This is a genomic window from Actinomadura macrotermitis (assembly GCF_009604375.1).
Taxonomy (GTDB): domain Bacteria; phylum Actinomycetota; class Actinomycetes; order Streptosporangiales; family Streptosporangiaceae; genus Spirillospora; species Spirillospora macrotermitis.
Genome location: NZ_WEGH01000001.1, coordinates 2,102,113 through 2,125,716, shown reverse-complemented (window position 1 = coordinate 2,125,716; position 23,604 = coordinate 2,102,113). Strand labels below are relative to the sequence as shown.

At 73.2% G+C, this 23,604-nt stretch carries 22 protein-coding genes; 10 read left to right on the top strand and 12 right to left on the bottom strand.

Going from position 1 to position 23,604, the window contains the following annotated elements:
- The first annotated feature begins 172 nt into the window (after window positions 1–172).
- Together ACRB68_RS41125 and ACRB68_RS41120 are read left to right on the top strand one after the other, a co-directional pair.
- Entirely contained in the window at window positions 173–625 is a 453-nt protein-coding gene (locus ACRB68_RS41125; protein WP_235958802.1) for an aggregation-promoting factor C-terminal-like domain-containing protein, read from the top strand.
- Between the two features lie 211 nt (window positions 626–836).
- Window positions 837–1,328: an aggregation-promoting factor C-terminal-like domain-containing protein gene (locus tag ACRB68_RS41120; RefSeq protein WP_328593972.1), complete on the top strand. Its 492-nt coding sequence runs from the start codon at window positions 837–839 to the stop codon at window positions 1,326–1,328.
- 17 nt (window positions 1,329–1,345) lie between these two features.
- Here the strand turns inward: ACRB68_RS41120 and ACRB68_RS09745 are convergent, their stop codons facing one another.
- Together ACRB68_RS09745 and ACRB68_RS09740 are read right to left on the bottom strand one after the other, a co-directional pair.
- The gene (locus ACRB68_RS09745) at window positions 1,346–2,740 is read right to left on the bottom strand and encodes a class II fumarate hydratase (protein ID WP_153531775.1); all 1,395 of its coding nucleotides are present in this window, start codon (window positions 2,738–2,740) and stop codon (window positions 1,346–1,348) included.
- A 109-nt stretch (window positions 2,741–2,849) separates the two neighbouring features.
- Window positions 2,850–4,106, bottom strand: coding sequence for a serine/threonine-protein kinase (locus ACRB68_RS09740; RefSeq protein ID WP_153531774.1), 1,257 nt, complete (start codon window positions 4,104–4,106; stop codon window positions 2,850–2,852).
- Window positions 4,107–4,309: 203 nt separating this feature from the next.
- Between ACRB68_RS09740 and ACRB68_RS09735 the strand changes: the two genes are divergently transcribed.
- Window positions 4,310–5,659 (top strand): serine/threonine-protein kinase, encoded by a 1,350-nt coding sequence (locus tag ACRB68_RS09735; protein ID WP_153531773.1) that lies wholly within the window; start codon window positions 4,310–4,312, stop codon window positions 5,657–5,659.
- Here the strand turns inward: ACRB68_RS09735 and ACRB68_RS09730 are convergent.
- Together ACRB68_RS09730 and ACRB68_RS09725 are read right to left on the bottom strand one after the other, a co-directional pair.
- A complete protein-coding gene (locus ACRB68_RS09730) occupies window positions 5,656–7,296 on the bottom strand; it encodes a fumarate hydratase (protein WP_153531772.1) in 1,641 nt (546 codons plus the stop codon). The two genes, ACRB68_RS09735 and ACRB68_RS09730, sit on opposite strands and share 4 nt — an antisense overlap.
- Window positions 7,297–7,330: 34 nt before the next feature.
- Complete coding sequence (locus ACRB68_RS09725) at window positions 7,331–8,263, bottom strand: DMT family transporter (RefSeq protein ID WP_207709620.1); 933 nt, start codon at window positions 8,261–8,263, stop codon at window positions 7,331–7,333.
- Between the two features lie 67 nt (window positions 8,264–8,330).
- Between ACRB68_RS09725 and pdxR the strand changes: the two genes are divergently transcribed.
- Entirely contained in the window at window positions 8,331–9,734 is a 1,404-nt protein-coding gene (pdxR, locus tag ACRB68_RS09720; protein ID WP_153531771.1) for a MocR-like pyridoxine biosynthesis transcription factor PdxR, read from the top strand.
- Between the two features lie 32 nt (window positions 9,735–9,766).
- A complete protein-coding gene (locus ACRB68_RS09715; RefSeq protein ID WP_153531770.1) occupies window positions 9,767–10,000 on the top strand; it encodes a hypothetical protein in 234 nt (77 codons plus the stop codon).
- Between the two features lie 54 nt (window positions 10,001–10,054).
- Here ACRB68_RS09715 and ACRB68_RS09710 read toward each other — a convergent pair whose 3' ends face one another.
- The gene (locus tag ACRB68_RS09710; RefSeq protein ID WP_153531769.1) at window positions 10,055–11,302 is read right to left on the bottom strand and encodes an MFS transporter; all 1,248 of its coding nucleotides are present in this window, start codon (window positions 11,300–11,302) and stop codon (window positions 10,055–10,057) included.
- Window positions 11,303–11,495: 193 nt separating this feature from the next.
- Here ACRB68_RS09710 and ACRB68_RS09705 point away from each other — a divergent pair, with 193 nt between their 5' ends.
- Entirely contained in the window at window positions 11,496–12,110 is a 615-nt protein-coding gene (locus tag ACRB68_RS09705; RefSeq protein WP_328593971.1) for a DUF1707 SHOCT-like domain-containing protein, read from the top strand.
- A 190-nt stretch (window positions 12,111–12,300) separates the two neighbouring features.
- Here the strand turns inward: ACRB68_RS09705 and glpX are convergent, their stop codons facing one another.
- On the bottom strand, window positions 12,301–13,335 hold the full coding sequence (glpX, locus tag ACRB68_RS09700; RefSeq protein WP_153531768.1) for a class II fructose-bisphosphatase: 1,035 nt from the start codon (window positions 13,333–13,335) through the stop codon (window positions 12,301–12,303).
- 182 nt (window positions 13,336–13,517) lie between these two features.
- On the opposite strand from glpX, the gene ACRB68_RS09695 reads away from it, so the two are divergent.
- Together ACRB68_RS09695 and ACRB68_RS09690 are read left to right on the top strand one after the other, a co-directional pair.
- Complete coding sequence (locus tag ACRB68_RS09695) at window positions 13,518–14,153, top strand: TetR/AcrR family transcriptional regulator (protein ID WP_153531767.1); 636 nt, start codon at window positions 13,518–13,520, stop codon at window positions 14,151–14,153.
- A 20-nt stretch (window positions 14,154–14,173) separates the two neighbouring features.
- Window positions 14,174–14,815, top strand: coding sequence for a DUF4245 domain-containing protein (locus ACRB68_RS09690; protein WP_328593970.1), 642 nt, complete (start codon window positions 14,174–14,176; stop codon window positions 14,813–14,815).
- On the opposite strand, the gene ACRB68_RS09685 is transcribed toward ACRB68_RS09690, so the two are convergent.
- From ACRB68_RS09685 to ACRB68_RS42430, 5 genes are all read right to left on the bottom strand, one after another.
- Complete coding sequence (locus ACRB68_RS09685) at window positions 14,812–15,033, bottom strand: exodeoxyribonuclease VII small subunit (protein WP_328593969.1); 222 nt, start codon at window positions 15,031–15,033, stop codon at window positions 14,812–14,814. The two genes, ACRB68_RS09690 and ACRB68_RS09685, sit on opposite strands and share 4 nt — an antisense overlap.
- Window positions 15,034–15,043: 10 nt before the next feature.
- Entirely contained in the window at window positions 15,044–16,258 is a 1,215-nt protein-coding gene (gene xseA / locus ACRB68_RS09680; RefSeq protein ID WP_153531765.1) for an exodeoxyribonuclease VII large subunit, read from the bottom strand.
- A gap of 9 nt (window positions 16,259–16,267) precedes the next feature.
- Window positions 16,268–18,367 carry a hypothetical protein gene (locus ACRB68_RS09675; RefSeq protein ID WP_207709619.1) on the bottom strand — a complete coding sequence of 700 codons (2,100 nt, stop codon included), beginning with the start codon at window positions 18,365–18,367 and terminating at the stop codon, window positions 16,268–16,270.
- 392 nt (window positions 18,368–18,759) lie between these two features.
- Window positions 18,760–19,146 carry a hypothetical protein gene (locus ACRB68_RS09670; protein WP_153531764.1) on the bottom strand — a complete coding sequence of 129 codons (387 nt, stop codon included), beginning with the start codon at window positions 19,144–19,146 and terminating at the stop codon, window positions 18,760–18,762.
- A 14-nt stretch (window positions 19,147–19,160) separates the two neighbouring features.
- Window positions 19,161–20,822 carry a Hint domain-containing protein gene (locus ACRB68_RS42430; RefSeq protein WP_194293231.1) on the bottom strand — a complete coding sequence of 554 codons (1,662 nt, stop codon included), beginning with the start codon at window positions 20,820–20,822 and terminating at the stop codon, window positions 19,161–19,163.
- A 141-nt stretch (window positions 20,823–20,963) separates the two neighbouring features.
- Between ACRB68_RS42430 and ACRB68_RS09660 the strand changes: the two genes are divergently transcribed.
- A complete protein-coding gene (locus ACRB68_RS09660) occupies window positions 20,964–21,389 on the top strand; it encodes a MarR family winged helix-turn-helix transcriptional regulator (protein WP_153531762.1) in 426 nt (141 codons plus the stop codon).
- Between the two features lie 16 nt (window positions 21,390–21,405).
- Window positions 21,406–22,620, top strand: coding sequence for an MFS transporter (locus ACRB68_RS09655; RefSeq protein WP_153531761.1), 1,215 nt, complete (start codon window positions 21,406–21,408; stop codon window positions 22,618–22,620).
- 60 nt (window positions 22,621–22,680) lie between these two features.
- Here the strand turns inward: ACRB68_RS09655 and ACRB68_RS09650 are convergent, their stop codons facing one another.
- The gene (locus tag ACRB68_RS09650; protein ID WP_153531760.1) at window positions 22,681–23,379 is read right to left on the bottom strand and encodes a hypothetical protein; all 699 of its coding nucleotides are present in this window, start codon (window positions 23,377–23,379) and stop codon (window positions 22,681–22,683) included.
- Between the last annotated feature and the right edge of the window lie 225 nt (window positions 23,380–23,604).

Below are 23,604 nucleotides of genomic sequence, written 5' to 3'. Positions count from 1 at the left end.
TCGGAATCCGTGCAGACGACGCCCGCCACGGCGGGCACCGGTTGCGCGTGCCCCCGTGCCCCGTCCAGGGGTGCGGCGCGGTGCCCGGTCGTCCCGCCCCCGCGGCGGGACCGCGCCGCACGAGGTGACGCCCGCCGGGACGACCGGTCCCCGGCACGATGAAAGGTCTGTTTTGGTCCGCAAGCCCGTTCGCCGCTCCGCCACGCTCGTGCTCGCCGCCTCCCTGACGTTCGGGGTCGTGGCCGAGGCGGTCCCCGCCCAGGCCGCCGCGCCGGTCAAGCCGGTCGCCGCCGTCCAGGTGAAGGCGCAGAAGAAGCAGAGCCGGGCCGCCCGCAACCGGGCGCTCGCCAAGCCGATGGTGAAGAAGCGCGGCTGGTCCGACCGGCAGTACCGCTGCCTGGTGAAGCTGTGGAACCGCGAGAGCCACTGGAACCACAAGGCGCACAGCGGCTCGGGCGCCTACGGCATCCCGCAGGCGCTGCCCGGCCGCAAGATGCGCAGCGCCGGCAAGGACTGGCGCACCAACCCCCGCACCCAGATCAAGTGGGGGCTGGGGTACATCAAGGGCCGGTACAAGACGCCGTGCCGCGCGCTCGGCCACTCCAACTCCCGAGGCTGGTACTAACCACCACGAAGCAGGCGCGCAGGCCATGCCGACAGCTCCTAGTTTGAGCGTTACGCGTGGCATGTCGTGATCGTTGGGCGAGGGGCGGGCTGCGGCCCGCCCCTTTTGTCCACCCGCTCTGGCACCGGACCGCAATAGGTCGGCAAAGGCCCGTCCCAGGACGCCGGGAACCCATGTTTCCCCGGCCCGGATCGGCTGCACGCTACGTGACGTGGCATCACTCCGACGCAACGGACTCAGGATCGTCTCGCTCGGCGCGGCCACCGCGCTGGTCACCGCCCCCTTGGCGGCGGCTCCGAGCGAGGCGGCGCTGCGCAAGGCCGCCCGGTTCACCGGGACGGTCCGGCACGGCGGGTTCCTGGAGCTCCGCAAGGCGAAGCCGACCGAACCGCGCGGGACCGAGCGCAACAAGCAGATAGCGCGCGCGCTGATGCGCCGCTACGGCTGGACGTCGCGCCGCCAGTTCCGCTGCCTGGAGCTGCTGTGGGGCCGCGAGAGCGGCTGGAGCGAGCACGCGCACAACTCCAGCAGCGGCGCGCACGGCATCCCGCAGGCGCTGCCCGGCGGCAAGATGGCCAGCGCCGGCCCGGACTGGCGCTCCAACCCGCGCACCCAGATCAAGTGGGGCCTGCGGTACGTGGCGGCCCGCCACGGCACGCCCTGCGGGGCCTGGGCGCACTTCCAGGCCACCGGCTGGTACTGAGACGGCCCGGGGGCGCCCTACCCGGCGTTGGTCATCGACAGGACGTCCAGGGCCGCGTCGAGCTGCTCCTCGGTCAGCGTGCCCTGCTCGACGTGACCGCGCTCGAGCACGACCTGGCGGATCGTCTTGCGCTCGGCCAGGGCCTGCTTGGCGACCTTGGCCGCCTCCTCGTAGCCGAGGTAGCGGTTCAGCGGCGTCACGATGGACGGCGACGACTCGGCGTACTCGCGCAGCCGCGCCTCGTCGGCCTCGATCCCGTCCACGCACCGGTCGGCCAGCAGCCGCGAGACGTTGGCCAGCAGTGTGATCGACTCCAGCACGTTGCGGGCCAGCATCGGCAGCATCACGTTCAGCTCGAAGTTGCCGGCCGCGCCGCCGAAGGTGATGGCCGCGTCGTTGCCGATCACCTGCGCGGCGACCTGGGCGACCGCCTCGGGGATCACCGGGTTCACCTTGCCCGGCATGATCGAGGAGCCGGGCTGCAGGTCGGGCAGCCGGATCTCGGCCAGGCCCGCGCGCGGGCCCGAGCCCATCCAGCGCAGATCGTTGACGATCTTGGTGAGGCCGACCGCGACCGTCTTCAGCGCGCCGCTCGCCTCCACCAGGCCGTCGCGGGCGCCCTGCGCCTCGAAGTGGTCGCGCGCCTCGGTCAGCGGCAGCCCGGTGGCCCGCGCGATCTCGGCGATCACCCGGGGCGCGAAGCCGGCCGGGGTGTTGATGCCGGTGCCGACCGCGGTGCCGCCGAGCGGCAGCTCGGCCAGGCGCGGCAGCACCGCCTCCAGCCGTTCGACGCCGTGCCCGATCTGCGCGGCGTAGCCGCCGAACTCCTGGCCGAGCGTGACGGGCGTGGCGTCCATCAGGTGGGTGCGGCCGGACTTGACCACGGTGGCGAACTCGGCCGCCTTGCGGCCGAGCGCCGCCTCCAGGTGCCGCAGCGCGGGGATCAGGTCCTTCACCACGGCCCCGGTCGCCGCGATGTGGATCGAGGACGGGAACACGTCGTTGGAGGACTGGGAGGCGTTCACGTGGTCGTTCGGGTGCACCGGGCGGCCGAGCCGCTCCTGCGCCAGCGTCGCCACGACCTCGTTGGCGTTCATGTTGGAGGAGGTGCCCGACCCGGTCTGGAACACATCGATCGGGAACTGGTCGTCCCATCTGCCGTCCGCGACCTCCAGCGCCGCCTCGGCGACGGCCCCGGCCAGGTCCTTGTCCAGCACCCCGAGCTCGGCGTTCACCGTCGCGGCGGCGGCCTTGATGTGGCCGAGCGCGGCGATGTGCGCGGGCTCCAGCGGCCGTCCCGAGACGGGGAAGTTCTCCACCGCGCGCTGGGTCTGCGCCCGCCACTTGGCCGAGGCCGGCACCCGCACCTCTCCCATGGAGTCGTGCTCGACCCGGTACTCCTGCTCGGCCATGACGGGACACCTCCGCTGTCGGTCTTCGTCTCCTCCCGTGCAGCCACGGGACGCCCCAGGCCATTCCCGGTGACGGCGCTTTCAAGAGGGGGACCGGGCGGGAGGACGGTCAGCGGTGCAGGGTGTAGCGCTTCAGCTCGCCGGCGCGGCCCTCCGGCTTGTGCTCGCCGTTGACCCAGACCTCGCACGCGGCCGAGTCGTAGACGACCGCGTTCAGCTTCGGCTGGTCGAACTGGCGGGCCGAGCCGGCCGGGATCGTCTCGTTGGCCAGCACGGTGATCTGCGAGCCGGGCACCGACACGAAGATCTTGCAGCCGTCGGCGCGGGCCCGCACCAGCAGCGTGCTGTCCGCCGCGCCGGCCGGCGCCGCGGTGGGCGCGCCCGCGTGCCGCTTGGGGTCGGCGGTCGGGGACGGGCCGGGGCCCTCCTTCATCATCCCGACGACCAGCGCGGTCCCGCCGATGCCGCAGGAGGCGACGGTGGCGCCGATCAGCCCGATCACCACCATCATCCGGTACTTGGGCGTCGGCGCGCGGCGGCTGGAGCGGGGGCCGGTCATCGCGCGCTCCAGCCGGTCGGCCGCGCGCGCGTGCGTCAGCCGCCGGGTGGGGTTCTTCTCCAGCAGCCCGGTGACGACCGAGCCGAGCCCGCCGGCGTTCTGCGGCGCGGGGGTGGACTCGTTGGCGAGGGCGCTCAGCGTCGCCATCACGTTCTCGCGCTCGAAGGGCGGGCGGCCCTCCAGCGCGGCGTACAGGGTGGCGCCGAGCGACCACAGGTCCGAGCGCGGGGTGGCCTTCTCCCCGGCGGCGACCTCGGGCGCCACGTACGCGGGGGAGCCCATGAAGTGGCCGGTCTTGGTCAGGCTGGCCGAGCCGGAGGAGAACGCCAGGCCGAAGTCGGTCAGCACGACCCGGTCGCCGTCCAGCAGCACGTTGCTCGGCTTGAGGTCGCGGTGCACGATCCCGGCGCGGTGCGCGACGCCGAGCGCGTCCAGCAGCTGGCGGCCGATGTAGCAGACGCGCTCGGGCGGCAGCGGCCCCGAGCGCTCGATGAGCTGCTCCAGGCTGGGCGCCTCGATGAGCTCCATCACGATCCAGGGCCGCCCCGCCTCGATCACCACGTCGTAGACCTCGACGATGGAGGTCGAGCGCAGCGCGGCGGGCGCGCGCGCCTCCCGCAGGGTGCGGCGATAGAAGACGACCCGCTCGTTCTCGGACAGGTCCTCGGGGATGCGCAGCTCCTTGATCGCCACCGCGCGATCGAGCAGCTCGTCGTGGCCCCGCCAGACGGTGCCGTTGGCACCTTGCCCGATCTCCGAGACCAGCCGGTAGCGCGTCGCGAGCACGAGGCGCTCTGACTGAGACATGGGCGAAAAGATACCGGAGTGTCCGTGCGGTCATCGGGGAGACCTCGGGACCGGGTCAGATTTAAGGTCAATACTGTGACCTTCTGTTCAGATCGTGGTCACGACCCCCCGACGGACCGCCAGCTTTATCGGGTTTTGCTCGCTTGTGTCGCGCTTATCGGGGATGGTGGGGCGGGAGACGCGGCGTCGCCCGAGGAGGGCCCGTGGACGCAGCAGCACCGAAGATCCCGCCGCTCGCGGCGGGCGATCCGCCGGTGATCGGCCGATGCGCCCTGCTCGGGCGGCTCGGCGCCGGCGGGATGGGCGTGGTCTACCTCGGCCGCGCCCCCGACGGTCGCCGGGTCGCGGTCAAGACCCTGCACCCGGCCATGGCCGGCGACCCTGAGGCGCGCCGCCGGTTCCACGGCGAGGCCGCCTACGCGCAGCGGGTGGCCTCGTTCTGCACCGCCAGGGTGCTGGAGGACGGCAGCCACCGCGACCGCCCCTACATCGTCACCGAGTACATCGAGGGCCCGCCGCTGTCGCGGGTGGTCGAGCGGCGCGGGCCGCTGCCGCCCGGCGCGGTGACGGCCGTCGGCATCGGCGTCGCCGTCGCGCTGGTCGCCATCCACGGCGCCGGCCTGGTGCACCGGGACCTCAAGCCCGCCAACGTGCTGCTCGCCCCGTCCGGCCCGCGCGTCATCGACTTCGGCATCGCCTGCGAGCCGGAGCCGGCCGAGGCGCTGACCGAGGCCGGCATGGTCATGGGCAGCCCCGGCTGGATCGCGCCCGAGCGGCTCACCGGCGGCGCGGCCACCGCCGCCGCCGACGTCTTCGGCTGGGGCTGCCTGGTCGCCTACGCCGCCACCGGCCGGCATCCCTTCGGCACCGGCCCGATGGAGGGCCTGGCCGAACGGATCATGCATCTGCGGCCGGACCTGGACGGCCTGGAGGAGCCGCTCCGGCCGCTCGTCACCGCCGCGCTCGCCAAGGACCCCGCGGACCGCCCGGCCGCGGTCGAGCTGCTGCACGGCCTGCTGTCGCTGCGCGCCGACGGCGACGCGGTGGCGGCCATCGCCCGCCTGTGGCAGCCGGCCGACTTCGCGGGCCCGCCCCCGCCGCGCCACCGCCCCCGGCTGCGGACGGGCATCGCGGCGGCGTGGACGACGGCCGCCGCGGTCGTCGCCGTCGGGGCGGCGATGAGCATCGAGCCCGGCACGGGCGTGCGGCACGAGCCCGGGCGCGTCGAGGTCGTGGTGAGCACGCCCCCGGTCACCGGCGCCGAGCCGGTGACCACGGTGCGCCGGGTCGGCGGCGACGGCACCGCGACGCCCTCGCCCGGGGTGACCGGGAGCGCGTCCGCGCGGCCCCCGCAGCCGACGCCCCGCACGGACCCGCCGGCGACGCGGCACCCGGCCACCCCGGGCCCGGCGCCGTCCCGGCCGCTGCCGGTGCCGGTGCCGACGCCCTCGGTCACGCCGCCGGTCCCGACGAAGATCAGGCCGCCCCGGTTCTGCAAGCGGCACCCGCGCAAGTGCGACAGGCTGCTGCAGCCCCCGCCGGACGCCGGTTAGCGGCGCCCGATCGACAGCACCGGACCGGTGGTGTCGGCGAAGAAGTCGTTGCCCTTGTCGTCGACGACCACGAACGCCGGGAAGTCCTCGACCTCGATCTTCCAGACGGCTTCCATGCCGAGCTCGGCGTACTCCAGCACCTCGACCTTCTTGATGCAGTCCTGGGCCAGGCGCGCGGCGGGGCCGCCGATCGAGCCGAGGTAGAAGCCGCCGTGCGCCTTGCAGGCGTCGGTGACCTGCTGCGAGCGGTTGCCCTTGGCGAGCATGACGTGCGAGCCGCCCGCCGCCTGGAACTGCTCGACGTAGGAGTCCATCCGGCCGGCGGTCGTCGGGCCGAACGAGCCGGAGGCGTACCCCTCGGGGGTCTTGGCCGGGCCGGCGTAGTAGACGGCGTGGTCGCGCAGGTACCGCGGCATCGGCTCGCCCGCGTCCAGCCGCTCCTTGATCTTGGCGTGCGCGATGTCGCGGGCCACCACCAGCGGGCCCGACAGCGACAGCCGCGTCTTGACCGGGTAGCGGGTCAGCTCGGCGCGGATCTCCTCCATCGGCCGGTTCAGGTCGATGCGCACCACGGTGTCGTCCAGGTGCTCGTCGGTGGTGTCGGGCAGGAACCGGGCCGGGTCGGTCTCCAGCCGCTCCAGGAACACGCCCTCCGCGGTGATCTTCGCGGTGGCCTGGCGGTCCGCGCTGCACGACACCGCGATCGCGACCGGGCAGGACGCGCCGTGCCGGGGCAGCCGGATCACCCGCACGTCGTGGCAGAAGTACTTGCCGCCGAACTGCGCGCCGATGCCGAGCCTCTGGGTCAGCTCGAACACCTGCGCCTCCAGCTCCACGTCGCGGAAGCCGTGGCCGAGCGGCGAGCCCTCGGCCGGCATGGTGTCCAGGTAGTGCGCCGAGGCGTACTTGGCGGTCTTCAGCGCGTACTCGGCGGACGTGCCGCCGACCACGATCGCCAGGTGGTAGGGCGGGCACGCCGCGGTGCCGAGCGAGCGGATCTTCTCCTCCAGGAAGGACAGCATCCGCTTGGGGTTCAGGACGGCCTTGGTCTCCTGGTACAGGAACGACTTGTTGGCGCTGCCGCCGCCCTTGGCCATGAACAGGAACTTGTAGGCGTCGCCGGGGGCGGCGTACAGCTCGATCTGCGCGGGCAGGTTGGTGCCGGTGTTCTTCTCGTCCCACATGGTGACCGGCGCCATCTGCGAGTACCGCAGGTTCAGCTTGGTGTAGGCGTCGTACACCCCGCGCGAGATGTGCTCCTCGTCGCGGCCGTCGGTGAGGACGTGCTGGCCGCGCTTGCCCATCACGATCGCGGTGCCGGTGTCCTGGCACATCGGCAGCACGCCGCCGGAGGCGATGCCGGCGTTCTTCAGCAGGTCCAGCGCGACGAACCGGTCGTTCGGGCTGGCCTCGGGGTCGTCCAGGATCTTGCGGAGCTGGGCCAGGTGCGCCGGGCGCAGCAGGTGCGAGATGTCGCGCATGGCGGTCTCGGTGAGCAGCCGCAGCGCCTCCGGCTCGACCTGCAGGAACGTCCGGCCGTTCGCCTCGAAGGTGGACACGCCGTCGGCGGTGAGCAGCCGGTACTCGGTCTCGTCCGGGCCGAGGGGCAGCAGGTCGGTGTAGGAGAACTCAGGCATGAAGATCCTCGCGCGCGATCCGATGGGGGCCGCCCTACAGGGTACGACCCGCCGGCACCGGTTCGAGGGCGGGCTCGGCCGGACGCGCCCGCCCGCGCGACGGCCGCAGCCCGAGCACCACCCCCGCCGTGACCAGCGCGGCGCCCGCCAGGTCGGCCGGGCCGGGGGCGCCGAGGCCGAGCGCGAGGGTGGTCAGCAGCGCGCTCACCGGGATCATCCCGGCGAACAGCCCGGCCCGGTCGGCGCCGAGCCGGCCGATCGCGTCGTACCAGAGCAGGAACGCCACGGTGGTGACGACCACCGACAGGTAGGCCAGGCCCGCGAGCTCGCCGCCGGTCGGCGTCCGCAGCACGTGCGCGCCGTCCCGGACGAGCCCGGCGGCGAGCAGCATCGGCGCGGCGAGCGCGGCCGAGTACGCCGACACCCGCAGCGGCCCGAGCCGCGGCAGCAGCGGCACCGCCAGCAGCGAGAAGCACACCTCCCCGGCGAGCGCGCCGAGCGACAGCAGCAGCCCGCGCGGGGTGCCGCTGCCGAGGCCGCTCGCCAGCGCCGCGCCCGCCGCCACCACGCACGCCGCCAGCACGACGGCGGGCGCGGGCCGCCGCCCGGCCTGCAGCGGCCCGGCGAGCGCGAGCACGACCGGCACGGTCGCCACCACCGTGCCGACGGTGGCGGGGCTGGTGTCGCGGGTCGCCTCGACGATGAACACGTTGAACGCGGCCAGGCCCGTCCCGGCGAGCGCGGCGAGCAGCGCCCACTCGCGGGCGGCGAGCCGCAGGCCGCGCCGGCCCCGGTCGGCGACGGCGGCGACGGCGAGCAGGATCGCGGCGGCGACGGCGTAGCGGACGGCCTGGCCGCCGAGGACGGGATAGCCGGCGACGGTGGCCGAGACGGCGGGCAGGCTGCCGACCAGGAACATGGCGCCGCCCGCGCCGGCCATGCCCCGCGTACTGGTGGAAGTGCTCATGTCAGGGAACGCTAGAAGCCGCTTGGTCCCGGAAACAGAGCCAATCGACCCCTCGGATAATGGTCCAATGCCCGATCTTCACCTCCCCCTCGACCGCGCCGCGGGCCGCCTGGCCGCCCAGGTCGCCGCGGGCCTGCGGGCCGGCATCCGGGCCGGCCGGCTCACCGCCGGCACCCGGCTGCCCTCCAGCCGCGACCTCGCCCGCGACCTGGCGGTCTCGCGCGGCGTGGCCGTCGCCGCCTACGAGCAGCTGATCGCCGAGGGGTTCCTGACCGCCCGGCGCGGCGACGGCACCCGCGTCGCGCCGATGGCCTGCCCCGACGAGCCCGCCCCGCCCCGGCCCGCGGTGTGGCCCTGCGAGCCGGCCGCGCCCGCCGCGACCGTGTTCGACCTGCGGCCCGGCCAGCCCGACCTCACCGCGTTCCCGCGCGAGCGCTGGCTCGCCGCGCTGCGCGCGGTGCTGCGCGGCGGCGCCCACGACGACCTGTTCGCCTACCCCGACCCCGGCGGCGCGCCCGCGCTGCGCGCCGAGCTGGCCGGCTACCTCGGCCGGGTCCGCGCCGCCGACGTCACCGCCGACCGCGTCGTCATCGTCAACGGCGTCGCGCAGGGCCTGTCGGCGGTCGTGCGGCTGCTGCGCGCGGACGGGCACGACGTGCTCGCCGTCGAGGACCCGACCAGCGTCCGCCAGCTGCCGATGCTGCGCGCCACCGGCGTCCGCCTCGCCCGCGTCCCGGTCGACGGCGAGGGCCTGGACGTCGCCGCCCTCGCCCGCTCGGGCGCCCGCGCCGTGCTGGTCACCCCGGCGCACCAGTACCCGACCGGGGTGGTGCTGTCCCCGGCCCGCCGCGCCGCGCTGGTCGCCTGGGCCCGCGAGACCGGCGGGATCGTGCTGGAGGACGACTACGACGCCGAGTTCCGCTACGACCGCGACCCCGTCGGCTGCCTGCAGGGCATCGACCCCGACCGGGTCGTGCTGCTCGGCTCGGTGAGCAAGTCGCTGTCGCCGGCGCTGCGGCTCGGCTGGGCCGTCGCCCCGGCCCGGCTCGCCGGGCTGCTGCGCGAGCACCGCGCCCGCACCGACCTCGGCGCGCCCGTCCTGGAGCAGCACGCCCTCGCGCACCTCATCGCCGACGGCGGCTACGACCGGCACCTGCGCACCATGCGCCGCCGCTACCGGGCCCGCCGCGACGCCCTCGCCGCGGGCCTCGCCGCGCACGCGCCCGCCGCGAAGGTGCACGGCGTCTCGGCCGGGATGCACCTCTATGTCGAGCTTCCGGCTGGATGTGACGAGGACGACACGGTCGCCGCGGCGGCCCGCGCGGGCGTCGCCGTCGCCGCCGCCGGGCCCATGTGGGCCGGTCGGGCGGCGCCCGCGCTCGTCCTCGGCTACGGCCGGGTCGGCGAGGGCAGGATGGGGGAGGCCGCGCGGGTGCTCGCCGGGGTGATTACCCAGCGTGCCCGTGGGTAAGGGAGCGATCGCAGATGAGGGAGGGGTTACGGATGAGTCTGGACGAGGCCGCCCGGCAGCTGAAGATGGCGGCGCACGATGCTCAGGTGTCCTTCGACTGCGTGGGACTCGGTGACCTGGCGCGTGCCCAGGAGCACGCGGTGACCCTGCGCACGGCGGCCGACGCCGCGCTGCTGGCGCTCACGCAGGCGATGGAGGACATGTCGCCGGAGGAGGCGTCCAGGGCGGGCGAGCAGGCCGTCACCGCCCTGGAGGAGAACGTCTGAACACGCACGAGCCGCCGGGTGCGCGCACCCGGCGGCTCTCGCATGCCCGCAGGACTAGACCGTCGGCCGCTCGGCGACCGGCGGCACGCCCTCGGCCGGGGCCGCCGGCTTCGGCTCGAACCCCTTGGCCAGCGCGATGATCACCAGCGCGAGCAGCGCGGGCACCGCGTAGGACGTCTGGTAGCTCGACAGCGGCTGCACCACCAGCACGATCACCGCGCCGACCACGAACCCGACGTAGTTGAAGATGTTGACCCGCGCGACCGCGATGCCGAGCCCGGACGGGTCGGCCTTGCCGGCCGCCGAGAACGAGATCGGCGCGACCACGCAGAGGCCGAGGCCGGCGACCGCGAAGCCCGCGATGGCGACCGGCGCGTTCGGCGCCACCACGACCAGCAGCAGGCCGAGCGCGCCGACGACCGTGCTCGCCCGCACCACCGGGGTGGCGCCGAAGCGGCGCACCCCGAAGTCGGCGACGGCCCGGCTGGCGACCATCGCCACCTGGTAGGCGGCCAGGCCGAGCGGCGCCACGCTCTTGCTGCCCAGGTCCTTGTCGAACATCAGCGTGCCGAAGTTGGACAGCATCGAGTCGGCGACGTAGAAGCAGGCCATCGCGATGCCGATGATCAGCACCGGGCGCCACGGGACGAGCTTGGCGGCGGCCTTCAGCGCTTCGCCCGCCGGGGCGGTGACCTCCTCGGCCTTGCGGTACAGCCGCGTCCCGCTGAGCGCCGACACCGCGATGCCGAGCACCGCCGGGATCGCGAAGCCGACCGCCAGCGACTTGGTGAGGTCGCCGGGGAAGATGTACTCGTTGCTGAACCAGGCCCAGACCGCGCCGAGCCCGGCCGCCGCGCTCCACAGCGCGTGGAAGCCGGTGAGGATGCTGACGCCGTAGGCGCGCTCGGCGGCGACGGCCTGCGCGTTCATCGAGGCGTCCACGCCGCCGACGAACAGGCCGAACAGCACGATCGCCGCGTACAGCGGCAGGTTCGCCGAACCGCTCAGGCCGACGGTGAGGATCATCAGGCAGACCAGCGGCTGGGTGACCCGCAGCACCGGCCCGCTGCCGAACCGGCCCATCAGCGGGGCCGCGATCGCGCTGCCCACCCCGGCGATGACCGGCACCAGCAGCACCAGCATGTTGATCTGCTCGTCGGACATGTGGTGCGCGTCGCGGATCTGGTTCAGCCGGCTGACCAGCGCGGCGAAGCAGAGGCCCTGCACGGCGAAGGCGACGTAGGCGGCGACGCGTGCCTGCCGGTCCCGCGCGGTGACGCCCTGACCCGGGTGACCCGTCATGCGGCGTCCCCTCTCTCGGCTTAACATGAAGAAATTTCATGTGAGGGTAAGGCCGGTCACACTGAACGGTCAATGATGCCGCAGATGACGATACGGGCTCGAACCGCCCCGCTGACCTCGGATGATCAACCGGCGGCCCGGGCCGCCGCGCTCGGCCGGGGAGCGCGGCGGCCCGCTGGTCTAACCTGGGGACGTGGACACGCCGCCCCGACCCCGCCCCGCAGACCAGGCGACGAACGTCCGGGACCTGCGCGCCTCCGACGCCGACCGCGAACGCGTCGTCACCGTCCTCGGCGACGCCCTCGCCGACGGCCGCCTCACCCTGGAGGAACACTCCGAGCGCACCTCCCGCGCCTACGCCGCGCGCACCCTCGGCGAGCTGACCGGCCTCACCGGCGACCTCAGCCCCGAGGAGGCGCAGCCGATCCTGGTCGACGACCGCCCGGTCTCGGTCCTGTTCGGCCGCACCCGCCGCGAGGGCCGCTGGGTGGTGCCGGTGAAGCTGCCGCTGCTCGCCCTGTTCGGCACCGTCGAACTGGACCTGCGCGAGGCCGTCCTGCAGCGCCGCCACATCGTGCTGGACGCGATGGTGCTCGGCGGCCGGATCCGCCTGCTGGTCCCCGACGGCGTCCGCGTCGACGTCACCGGCCGCACCATGCTGAGCTCCCGCGACCTGCGGCACCGCCCGTCCGGCGACGGCCCCACCGTGGAGATCTGCGGCACCCTGCTCTTCGGCTCGGTCCAGGCCCGCGCCCCGAAACGCACCCTCCGCCAGCGCGTGAAGGGCCGCCTCACCCGCGACCGCTGACCGACCGCCTCGGCCCAGCCGTGGTCGGCGCCCGAGCTCGACCAGTGCAGGCGCGCATCGCACGCCCGCTTACCTGCGTGTGAAGCGGTCACTACCGCGCGCGGCTCTCCGCCCCCGAGCCGCTAGGCGAGGGGGCGGAGAGCCGCGCGCGTTGAAGGTCGCCGTCAGGCGACGGCCTGTGCGGAGGCCGTTAAACAGCGGCGTCGAAGTTGATCGCGCTGTAGGCGCGCAGCTTGTTCAGCTGGTGCTCGCTGGACACCGTGCGGATGGTGCCGCTGCGCGAGCGCATGACCAGCGAGTGCGTGATCGCGGTGCCCTTGTCGTAGCGGACGCCGTCGACCAGCTCGCCGTCGGTGATGCCGGTCGCGGCGAAGAACACGTCGTCGGAGGTCACCAGGTCGTCGGTGGTGAGCACGCGGCCGAGGTCGTGCCCGGCGTCGATCGCCTTCTGGCGCTCGGCGTCGTCCTGCGGCCACAGCCGGCCCTGGATGGTGCCGCCGAGGGCCTTGATCGCGCAGGCCGCGATGATGCCCTCGGGGGTGCCGCCGATGCCGAGCAGCAGGTCCACGCCGGTGCCCGCGCGGGCCGCCATGATGGCGCCGGCCACGTCGCCGTCCAGGATGAACTTGATCCTGGCGCCCGCCTCGCGCACTTCCTTGACGATCCCCTCGTGCCGGGGACGGTCCAGGATGCACACGGTCACGTCCTCCACGGACGAGCCCTTGGCCTTGGCCACCGCGCGGATGTTGTCGCCGATCGGGCGCTCGATGTCGACCCGGTCGGCGGCCTCGGCCCCCGTCACCAGCTTCTCCATGTAGAAGACCGCCGACGGGTCGTACATCGACCCGCGCGGCGCGACCGCCAGCACCGCGATGGCGTTGTTCATGCCGAGCGCGGTGAGGCGGGTGCCGTCGACCGGGTCGACCGCCACGTCGCACTCGGCGCCGGAGCCGTCGCCGACCTCCTCGCCGTTGTAGAGCATGGGCGCGTTGTCCTTCTCGCCCTCGCCGATGACGACCACGCCCTGCATGGACACGGTGTTGATCAGCTGGCGCATGGCGTTGACGGCCGCGCCGTCCGCGCCGTTCTTGTCGCCGCGGCCGACCCAGCGCGCGGCGGCCATCGCCGCGGCCTCGGTGACCCGGACCAGTTCCATCGCCAGGTTGCGGTCCGGTGCCGCCGGTTCGGTGACCAGCGGGGAGGAGACAGTGGTTTCGTCGGACATGCGAGGCGGCCCTTTCGGTCGGTGGCTCACCCGGGATTCTCCGGATGCCCGGCCCGCGCCACAAATTGGACCAGACCAGAGGTTCGGGGACCTACCACGGGCCTGCCCGGGGAAACAGGTTTTGGCGACCACACCGGTAGGGGATCGTTTCCCCTGGGGAGGAGGGCGTAATCTCAGCATCCATGAGCAGCGACATCGACGTTCCCGCGCAGGACGGCGCCGCGCCCCGCACCTCGGACCGCGGTGCCGCCACCCGCGGTGCCCTGCTGGCCGCGGCACGGGACGTGTTCTGTGAGGCCGGCTTCGCCCAGGCCGCGGTGACCGACATCGTGGCCAAGGCGGGTGCCAGCGTCGGCAGCCTCTACCACCACTTCAACGGCAAGGCCGACCTGTACCTCACGCTGTTCGAGGAGTTCCAGGGGCGCCAGCAGGAGCGCACCCGCGAGGCGATCAACGCCGCCCGCGACGCCGGCGAGGCCGACCCGATGCGGCTGTTCATCGCGGGCGCGGGCGCCTACCTCGACGGCTGCCTGGCCGAGCGCGACGTGGCGCGGCTGTTCATCTCCGGCGACGGCCCGCCCGGCTTCGACCGGGTGATGCGCCGCCGGCTCAACAAGTGGGCGCGCCGCAACGCGGCGCTGTTCCACACCGCCGACGGCGGCGTCGACGAGGCGCTGGTGGTCGTGCTGACCGGCGCGATGGCGGGTGCGGTGTCGGAGGTCTCGATGAGCGACGACGAGCAGGCGTCGCGCCGGATGGCCGCCGAGATCATGGCGATCGTCGGCACGATCCGGAACCCGGGTACCGAGCAGCGCTGACCGTGCGCGATCCTGGTGGGGTGAGCGACACGACCTCCACGCCCTCCAAGGCCCCGCAGCAGCCCATCCCGGTCAGCCCCGCCGTGCACAAGCGGCTGACGACCGGTCTCGGCGGCTTCGCCATCGCGATGGGGGCGTGCCTGCTGCTGGTCGGCGTGGTGTTCCTGCTCACCCCGCGCAAGCCCAAGGAGATCCTGCCGACCGTCGACTACACCACGCAGCTGTGGGCGATGCGCAACGAGGCGCCCTACACGCCCGTCGCGCCGGAGGGCCTGCCGCCCGCCTGGCGGCCCACCAGCTCGCGGCTGCACGGCCTGAAGGAGTCCGGCGCGCCCGTCGCCTGGCACCTGGGGTTCGTCACGCCGTCGGGGCAGTACGCGGCGCTGGAGCAGAGCAACGAGAAGCCCGCCGACTATCTGCGGCGGATGACCAACAGCAAGAAGGCGATCGGCAGCCGCCAGGTCGCCGGGCAGACCTGGGCCACGTACTACCGCAAGGACAAGAAGGCCAACTCGCTGGCGCGGACGCTGCCGAACGGCGTCAGCATCGTGGTGGTGGGCACCGCGTCCTACGACGAGCTGGCCGTCCTCGCGGCGTCGCTGAAGGAGCAGCCGAAGCAGGGCGCGACGCTGCCCGCCTCGCCCGCCCCCACCCGCTCCTAGAAGGGCGTCTCGCCCTCGCCGCCTTCGGGCGCCGCCATCGCGGCGGCGAGGCGGGCGCGGGCGCCCTCCAGCCACTCCTCGCAGGTCGCGGCGAGCTTCTCGCCGCGCTCCCACAGGTTCAGCGACTCCTCCAGCGTCAGGCCGCCGGCCTCCAGCTGCTTGACGACGGTGGTCAGCTCGTCGCGCGCCTGCTCGTACGTCAGTTTCTTCTCGGCCACACCCGTCACCCTACGGCTCAAGCGTCTCAGAGACGGTCACCGCGAGGCGGCCGTCGGCGAGGCGGACCAGGAGCCGTTCGCCGTCCGCCACGTCGGCGGCGGCGCGCACGACGGCCTCGTCCTCGCGCTGCACGATCGCGTAGCCGCGCTTCAGGGTCGCGGCGGGGGAGAGGGCCAGCAGCCGCGCCCTGGTGTGCGACAGCTCGTCCCCGGCGCGGTCCAGGGCGTTGCGCAGGGACCGGCGGGCGCGGTCGCGCGCGGCGTCGACCTGCTCGGCCTGCCGTTCGATCTCGCGCACCGGGTCGGCGAGCGCGGGCCGCGAGCGGACCGCCTTCAGCCACGTGCTCTCGCGCTCCAGCCCGCCGGCGACGACGCGGCGGCCCCGGTCGCGCAGCTGGCGCACCAGCTGGAGCTGCTCGCGGACGTCGGGGACGACCTTCTTGGCCGCGTCGGTCGGCGTGGAGGCGCGCAGGTCGGCGACCAGGTCCATGATCGGGCTGTCCTGCTCGTGCCCGATCGCGCTCACCACCGGCGTGCGCGTCGCGGCCACCGCCCGCACCAGCGCCTCGTCGGAGAAGGCGAGCAGGTCCTCCATCGAGCCGCCGCCGCGGGCGATGACGATGACCTCGATCTCGGGGTCGGCGTCCAGCTCGCGCAGCGCCTCCAGGACCTCGCCCACGGCGCGGTTGCCCTGCACCGCGGTGTTCTCCACCCGGAACTCCACCGCGGGCCACCGCCGCCGGGCGTTCTCCAGCACGTCGTGCTCGGCGTCGGACTGCCGGCCGCAGATCAGCCCGATCTTCCCGGGCAGGAACGGCAGCGGCTTCTTGCGCTCGGGCCGGAACAGCCCCTCGGCCGCCAGGACCTGCCGCAGCCGCTCCAGCCGGGCCAGCAGCTCGCCGACGCCGACGGGCTTCACCTCGATCGCGCTGAGCGAGAACGAGCCGCGGTTGACCCAGAAGTCGGGCTTGGCGTGGACGACGACGCGCGCCCCGTCGGTCACCGCCGGCCCGGCTGCCTCGAACACCCCGCGCGGCCCGGCGACCCGCACCGACATGTTCGCCACCGGATCCCGCAGCGTCAGGTAGACAGTGCCGCCGCGCGCGTTCAGCTCGGTGATCTGCCCCTCGACCCAGATCCGCCCGAGCCGCCCGATCCATCCGCCGACCGCCTGCAGCACGGTCCGCACCGGGACGGGCGACTCGGCCGAGGTATCCATTGCCATGCGCCCACCCTAAGTTCTACCCGGTGGATCTTTGGTGGATCCTCCGGGCAGCCGGGTGTGCGGTTGTGTCTGTCCGGCGTGGCCATCCCACCGAGTGGCGGGGTGGGTCTCATCCGGGGTCGGCACAGCGCGTTGCCGGGTTCGCCGCGCAGAAGCCACCGGGTTGTTCTTCCACCTGCGTCGCCGAGGCGGGCGGGTGGGGGTGGCTGGCGTTCCTGGACGCCCCGGTCGTGCTGGGGTGTCCAGGTTGACGGTTGACGCGGTCAGGGCCCCTTGCGGCCCGCTGGAAAGCCCGTGCACGCCGATCGCGTGCCGGGAAGCGGTGTAGTCGACCCGCGCAGTGCGCAGATCATCAGGATCGCCGAAGGTGATGAAGGCAGCGAGGGCGGCGGCGACCAGGTCCCGGTCCCCGACCAGCCCGCATCCCTCATCATTGTCACAGCGGTGGATCCGGTCGGCGAGGATTTTGGATACGCGTTGGCCGCACAGGCAGTGCTGGGACAGCGCGGTGGTGTAGGTGGAGGCGCGCAGCAGCCGCCCTCCGGTAGCGGTGCATTCGCGCACAAGGGCGGTGATGAGCAACCCGGGGGTGAAGCGGGCGCAAGCGCTGCCCCAGCGTTGTTGCCAGGTACGGATGTCGCAGTCCTCGATGATCAGGTGCGGTCCGTGCACCGCCACCAGTGCCCCCGCCACCTGCCGCGCTCGTCCTGCCTTGGACTTTGCGGCACGGTCGGCGGCACGGGCATGTCGAGCACGGGTGCGCTGATGGCTGCGTGAGAGGGCGTCGCGGCGCGGTGCTTGCAGCGGGACACCATCGGCGCGGGTGCGGCGTGCTCCGCCGGGCACCGGTACGGCCCGAGCGGGCAGCCCTTGTGCGGCGCGGCGCTTCTCGCGTCTGCGCTGGCGTTTGCTGAGTTCGTACTGGGCGGCGTTGGCCGCGCGGCGGGAGCGTTCCATGGCCCGTTGCCGGCCACGTGCCTTGCGCGCGGCCCGCGCCAGATCACCGTGCTCGGCCGGCGACAGCGTCAGCTGGGTGGAGACCACCGATGAAGAAGCGGTGTCCGGCTGCTCCGCTCGTGCCGAGTCCGAAGGTGCGGGAAAGGACACGGTGGCCAGGTTGGACACGTTGCCGTCCACCCCGCCCCGCCGATCCCTGGGCGCGGTCGCGCGCCGCGCCGCCGTGGCAGGCGAGACGTAGGCGGGCTTGAGGATGAGCAGGTGCGCCTCGTACACCCAGCCGCGTGTGGTCGGGCGGCGGACCAAGTCGACCTTGTGCCGGCAGCCGGGGTCGCCGAGGGCATGCAACAGATGTGGCCACCGCCCCGCGCCTTGCGGAAGCCGCACCGGCAGTACCAGATCACCGCGCCCGCTCGCCGGGCCACCGGCGTACACCAACGCCAGCGGCCCGTCGTGCTCCCACCACGCCGCGCGCCCTCGCACCGTCGGCGGGACCGGGGCAGGCATCCGGCGCGGCTGGGCCAGCACCGACATCCCCTGCGGCTGTGCCGTTCGGCGTCCGGCCCGGCCACGTACCCGCGCCGCTCGCCTGGTCGGGGCGGGTTGTCCGGCGAGCGCGGCGGCCTGCTGCGGGGTGATGCCGCCGGGGAGGTTCGGGTGGCGGTAGGTGCCCAGGTGCCCGTCCAGGGTGCCGTGCAGCCGGAACGTCTCCCACTTGCGGGCCGTGGTGTGGGAGCGGGCGCGGCCGGGGATGCGGGTGAAGCCCCACCACGATCCGCGGCGGGGGCGGCCGTGGCGGCGGCCGGTGGCGCCGGGGAACAGATGCCGCTCCACCCCGCACCACACCTCATCGGCCAGATGCATCGCCACCGCTTTGGACAGGTGATGCTTGAGGTGGCCCGAGGCGTCCAGATGCCCGTAGGCGGCCCGCTCCAGCCCGGCCCGCGACAACCCCAGCTCCTCACGCCACTCCGCCGCGGCCGCGCCCGGCACCGGCGAAGGCGCAGCCCGGCGGGCGGACGCTGCATGATAGGCGTCCGTCCGGGCCCGGGCATCACCCCGCAGGGCACGTTTGAGCTGCCAGGCGGCGGCGAACAGCTTCTCCACCCGTATCCGGGTGGCTTCGTCCGGAATGACCAGCGGCAGCCGCACCACTGACACCGGCACCTCGGTGGGTCGGCGCCATGCGGGCCGCTTGTTCTTTCCCCGTACTCGCCGCTCTTGCGCATCCTTGCCGCCGCCCGTGCGAGCCAGGGACCGGGGCGACCTTCCAGCGGCCACCTCGACAGGTTCACCGTGGCCGGGCGCCACTCGCGAACCAGCAGACGGTGACATGAGGAACACTTTACGCAACCATTGTCGAACGTGCAGGCGAAACAGCAAACCCCTGGGAATCGAAATGTGGCCACACCGCCGCCACGATCATGAACCATCGAACGGCGAGGCATCGCCACCCGGCAGGCAACGAACTCGCTGCGCACCACCAGGAGTCTTTTCCCGTCAGTACCCCGCTCTTGGCCATACCGCGATCTACCGGACACGACCTAGGGTCGCGCGGTGACCAGGGCACGCCACTCGTCGACGGTGTACAGCTCACCGTGGTTGTCGTCGACGACCGTCCGCCAGCGCCGCGCGGCCGCCTCGATCAGCTCCAGGCCCAGTGCCTGGCTGCCGGCGGACGTGGAGAGCGCCAAGAGCGCCCAGGCCTGCATGGGCGCCCCAAGCCAGAGCTCGTACAGCGCGTAGTACTCGTCATCGGGCGCGAAGCCGCCGTCGGGGGCGACCGACACCTGGACATGGTCGTCGCCGCGCGACAGCCGGCCGCCGGTCCACTCGTCGGGGCGCCGCACTCCGCCGAGTTCCTCGACCAGGTCCAGGAACTCGTCCGGCTCCACCGGATCGGCGAAGAGCAGGATCAGGTCGCGGCTCATCGGCGCCTTCCGGATCAGACGTTCTCGCCGAGCGCGCGTAGCGCGTCCTTCAGCTCGGCCTCGGTGCGGACCACGATAGCCCCGGTGTCCTTGGCCATCGCGATCTGCTTGCCCGACAGCTGGGTGGCGAGCAGGATGACCGGCTTTCCGGTGGGGTTCATCGTGCGGTCGGTGAGCAGCTTGGTGAGCTGGTCGGCCTTGGTGAAGTTGCGGCCGTTGGAGATCTCGATGAGCGCCTTGTTGGTCTCGACGTCGATCTCGCCGAGGCTGCCGTTCGGGCCGTACTTGCGGCCGACGTCGCGCACCACGTTGCGGATGGAGTTGGCGGTGGTGGCCTCCAGCTTCTCGTCGGGGTTCGGCGACTTCATCTTGTCGTCGATCTTGCTGTCGACGACCTTCTTGCGCATCGCGTCGACGTCGCTCTGCGCGGCGTTGGCGGCGTCCTTGTTGGCCTTGGTCGGGTTGGTGCGGGCGAGCTCGCGGGCCTTGTCGGCGTTGGCCTGCGCGTCGTCGATGAGCTTGTCGGCCTCTTCGAACTTGCCCGACTTCAGGGCGTTGTCGATGTTCTGGCCGATCTTGGCGCGGCCGGCGGCGAGCAGGTCGCAGACCTTGGGCGCGGAGTTGTGCACCAGCACGTCGCGTCCGCCGAGCGACACGAAGTAGGTGTGCATGTCCGCGACGGTGAGGTTGTGCACGCGTTCGACGCGCTCGTAGCGGCGGACCGCCGCCACCGTCGCGTAGGTGCCGTCGGCGGTGGCGAACCGCGTGCCGGCGCGCAGGTCGCCGGCGTCGGTCCAGCGCCGGGCGTCGGGGTCCCAGAAGGGGTGGCCGGCGGTCGCGGTGAGGCCGGCGCGGCCGGACGTGACGGCGATGTCCACCAGCGACTTGCGGCCCGCGCCCTGGATGAGGGCGGTGACGCGGCGGGGACCGCTGCGCCCGGTCGCCGGGTCGGACGCCCACACCAGGTCGCCGGCCCGGACCTGTTCGATCGGTTTGTGCCCGCCGCCGCCCATCAGCACGGGTGTGCCGCGGGCGAAGCTGTTGGGGGCGAGCCCGCAGGCCTCCAGGGCCTTGTCCAGGCGCAGCTTGGCGAGCCGGCGGGTCTCGCGGGCCTTGTCGAAGGCGCGCTTGAGCTCCAGGAACCGCTCGATGAGCTTGGCGACCTTGGGGATCGACTTGACGACCTTGCCGAGCTTGCCCCAGGGGACGATGCCGACGATGGCCCAGAGGCAGTCCCAGAAGTTGGGGTTCTTGACGCAGTTGATGATGTCGCCGGCGATGAAGTCCAGGCCGAGCTTGGCGATCTCCTTGAGGATGTCGAAGGAGTTCCAGGCGTCCTCGGCGCCCTGGCCGTCCTGGTCGGCCTGCTGGCTGGCGGCGAGCGCGGCGTTGTACTCGCGGGCCTCGGGGGAGTCGCCGTCGACCGGCGCGTCGGTGCCGGGGGACGGGCTCGTGCCGGGTGACGGCGAACCGGACGCGCCCGCCTGCGGCTTGCCGCCGCCGGGCTTGTCGCAGTTCTTCTCCTGCGCGACCCGGCACACGCCGCTGCGGATCCCCGCGACGATCTGATCGGGGATGGCCACCGCCGTCACCGCGGCCGTGACGGTGGCGACCAGCAGGATCACCACCAGGTACGACAGCGAGCCCTCGCCGCGTTCCCCCAGCCGCCTGAGCACCAGTCCGTCCCCTGTCTTCCGCCCCAGCCCTCCAGCCAAGCAGTGGGACATTCGGTGCACACGGGCCTCCGGGCCCAAACCAGACCCAAACCGGACCCAGGACTTGAATACTTAGCCCAGCTAACTTAGACTGGCTAAGTAATGGACCAGAACAGTGACCGCGCCCTCGCCGAGCAGTTCAACCGCCGCCTGCGCGGCGTCGTCCTGCTGCTCCGCCGGCTCACCGCGGACCAGCCCGTCACCAGTCAGCAGACGGCGGTGCTCGGCTCGCTGGAGGACGGCCCGCGCCGGATGGGCGAGCTGGCCGCCGAGCACGGCGTCCGGCTGCCCACGATGACCGCCCAGATCAACCGGCTGGAGCGCGACGGCCTGGTGCGGCGCGGCCGCGACGCCGCCGACGCCCGCGTGGTCACCGCCGAGCTCACCGAGACCGGCCGGGCCCGGCTCGTCAAGTCCCGCGACCGGCGCGTCACGGTGCTGGCCGAACGCATCGCGGCCCTGGACGAAGCGGACCGCGCGGCCCTGGCGGCCGCCCTCCCCGCCCTCGACCGCCTGTTCACGGACTGAGAAAGGAAGGTCCCGCATGCACGCGGAGTCCAAGAGCGGAATCCTGCGGCAGCCCCTCTCCGTCTGGGCCACGGCGTTCGCCGCCGTCGTCGCCTTCATGGGCATCGGCCTGGTCGACCCGATCCTGCCCGCCATCGCCAAGAACCTGCAGGCCTCCCCGAGCCAGGTGTCGCTGCTGTTCACCAGCTACTTCCTGATCACTGCGGTGGCGATGCTGGTCACCGGCTGGGTGTCCAGCCGGATCGGCGGCAAGAGGACGCTGATGATCGGCCTCGCCCTGATCGTGGTGTTCGCCGGCCTGGCCGGCACCTCCGGCAGCGTCGGGCAGCTGGTCGGGTTCCGGGCCGGCTGGGGGTTCGGCAACGCGCTGTTCGTGGCGACCGCGCTCGCGGTCATCGTCGGCGCGGCCAGCGGCGGCGCCGAGTCCGCGATCATCCTGTACGAGGCCGCGCTCGGCCTCGGCATCTCGATGGGCCCGCTCGCCGGCGCGCTGCTCGGCGACATGAACTGGCGCTACCCGTTCTTCGGCACCGCCGCGCTCATGGCGACCGGCTTCGTGCTGATCGCCACGCTGCTGAAGGCCCCGCCGCGGCCCGCCGTGAAGACGCCCCTGTCGGCGCCGCTGCGCGCGCTCCGGCACGGCGGCCTGTCCACCACGGCCTTCACCGCGCTGTTCTACAACTACGCGTTCTTCACCATCCTCGCGTTCACCCCGTTCATCCTCGGCATGGACGCGCACGGCATCGGCCTGGTGTTCTTCGGCTGGGGCGTCCTCGTGGCGCTGTCGTCGGTGTTCGCCGCCCCGTTCCTGCAGCGCCGCTTCGGAACGGTCCGCGTCATGCACGCGGCGCTGGCGCTGCTGGTGCTGTTCCAGCTCGGCCTGGCCGTCTCCGGGCACACCGGGATCATCGTCTGCACGATCCTGTCGGGCATCCCGATCGGCATGAACAACACCGCGTTCACCGAGGCGGCGATGGAGGTCTCGGACCACCCGCGGCCGGTGGCGTCGGCGGGCTACAACTTCGTCCGCTGGATGGGCGGCGCGCTCGCCCCCTACATCGCCAGCAAGCTCGCCGAGCACTTCTCCACCGCGGTGCCGTACTACGCGGGCGCGGCCTGCTGCGCCGTCGCGATGGCGATCCTGGTGATCCGCCGCGGGCACCTGCGGCCGCTGGAGCGGGTCGACATCGACCACACCTTCCAGGAGGCGCCGCTCCCCGCCCAGGCGTGACGGACAAAGCGAAGCGGCCCGCCCCCGAACGGGGGACGGGCCGCTTCGCCGTTCTCTCGGTCAGCCCTGGCCGTTGAGCTTGAGGATGCGGTTCTCGTACATCCGCAGCACGTCCGGACGGGCCGCGTGCTTGTTCTCGTACTCGTGCAGCAGCTTGACCTGGTCGGCCGTCAGGCCGCGCAGGCGCGCGCGCAGCTGCGGCAGCGTCGCGGCGTCGTAGTTCGGCACCGGCAGCTGGGCCGCGATGGCGGCGGCCTCGGCCTGCGCGGCGGGCTTCAGCTCGGGCTTCGGCTCGAACTCCGGCTTGGTCTCGGGCTTCGGCTCCGGCTCGGCCTGCGCGGCGGGCTCGGGCTCGGGCTTCGGCTCGGCCGGGGCGGGCTTGGCCGCGGGCTTGCCGACGGAGATCTCCTTGCCCAGGGCGCGCGGCGCCGGAGCGGGCTTCGGCGCCGGCGGCGCCGCGGGCGCGTCCGGCACCGACACCGGGGCGGCCTCGCCCTCGCCGCCGCGCACCCGCGTCACCACGCGGCCGACGACCTTGCCCGCGGTCTGCTGGACGTCGCAGGCGAGCCGGCCGAGCACCGGCTTGACGCCGTCGCCCTCGGTGATCTCCTTGTAGTCCTTGGTCACCCGGTCGCTCAGCAGCAGCGCCCGGCCGACCCCGAACATGGCCAGCCGGACGGCGTGCAGGGGGATGTCGCGGACCTGTTCGCCCACCGTTTCCTGCACCTGTTGCTTGAGGCGGCGCGGCGATCTCGTCATCGTCTTCCCTCTCCCTGCTGTCGTCACCGGACTGGGTCGATACGGCACCGTCTGTCAAGACTCACTGTGCCCCATGGGTGCGATACCGGTCACCCCGTGCTAATGGATTTCCGTCCAAAAACGGCGTGGATTGGGTCACATAGCGGGCTTCACCAGAGCTTCGGCCTCGACGGGCACCTGTCCCCGAAGCCCATATCACGTAACGTGCCGGACGGTTCGCCACCC

Bases quoted from the DNA above. Each gene is read 5' to 3' on its own strand.
- ACRB68_RS09745 (WP_153531775.1), bottom strand. From the start codon at position 2,740: ATGGCCGAGCAGGAGTACCGGGTCGAGCACGACTCCATGGGAGAGGTG.
- ACRB68_RS09740 (WP_153531774.1), bottom strand. From the start codon at position 4,106: ATGTCTCAGTCAGAGCGCCTCGTGCTCGCGACGCGCTACCGGCTGGTC.
- ACRB68_RS09730 (WP_153531772.1), bottom strand. From the start codon at position 7,296: ATGCCTGAGTTCTCCTACACCGACCTGCTGCCCCTCGGCCCGGACGAG.
- ACRB68_RS09725 (WP_207709620.1), bottom strand. From the start codon at position 8,263: ATGAGCACTTCCACCAGTACGCGGGGCATGGCCGGCGCGGGCGGCGCC.
- pdxR (WP_153531771.1), top strand. From the start codon at position 8,331: ATGCCCGATCTTCACCTCCCCCTCGACCGCGCCGCGGGCCGCCTGGCC.
- ACRB68_RS09715 (WP_153531770.1), top strand. From the start codon at position 9,767: ATGAGTCTGGACGAGGCCGCCCGGCAGCTGAAGATGGCGGCGCACGAT.
- ACRB68_RS09710 (WP_153531769.1), bottom strand. From the start codon at position 11,302: ATGACGGGTCACCCGGGTCAGGGCGTCACCGCGCGGGACCGGCAGGCA.
- glpX (WP_153531768.1), bottom strand. From the start codon at position 13,335: ATGTCCGACGAAACCACTGTCTCCTCCCCGCTGGTCACCGAACCGGCG.
- ACRB68_RS09695 (WP_153531767.1), top strand. From the start codon at position 13,518: ATGAGCAGCGACATCGACGTTCCCGCGCAGGACGGCGCCGCGCCCCGC.
- xseA (WP_153531765.1), bottom strand. From the start codon at position 16,258: ATGGCAATGGATACCTCGGCCGAGTCGCCCGTCCCGGTGCGGACCGTG.
- ACRB68_RS09670 (WP_153531764.1), bottom strand. From the start codon at position 19,146: ATGAGCCGCGACCTGATCCTGCTCTTCGCCGATCCGGTGGAGCCGGAC.
- ACRB68_RS09660 (WP_153531762.1), top strand. From the start codon at position 20,964: ATGGACCAGAACAGTGACCGCGCCCTCGCCGAGCAGTTCAACCGCCGC.
- ACRB68_RS09655 (WP_153531761.1), top strand. From the start codon at position 21,406: ATGCACGCGGAGTCCAAGAGCGGAATCCTGCGGCAGCCCCTCTCCGTC.
- ACRB68_RS09650 (WP_153531760.1), bottom strand. From the start codon at position 23,379: ATGACGAGATCGCCGCGCCGCCTCAAGCAACAGGTGCAGGAAACGGTG.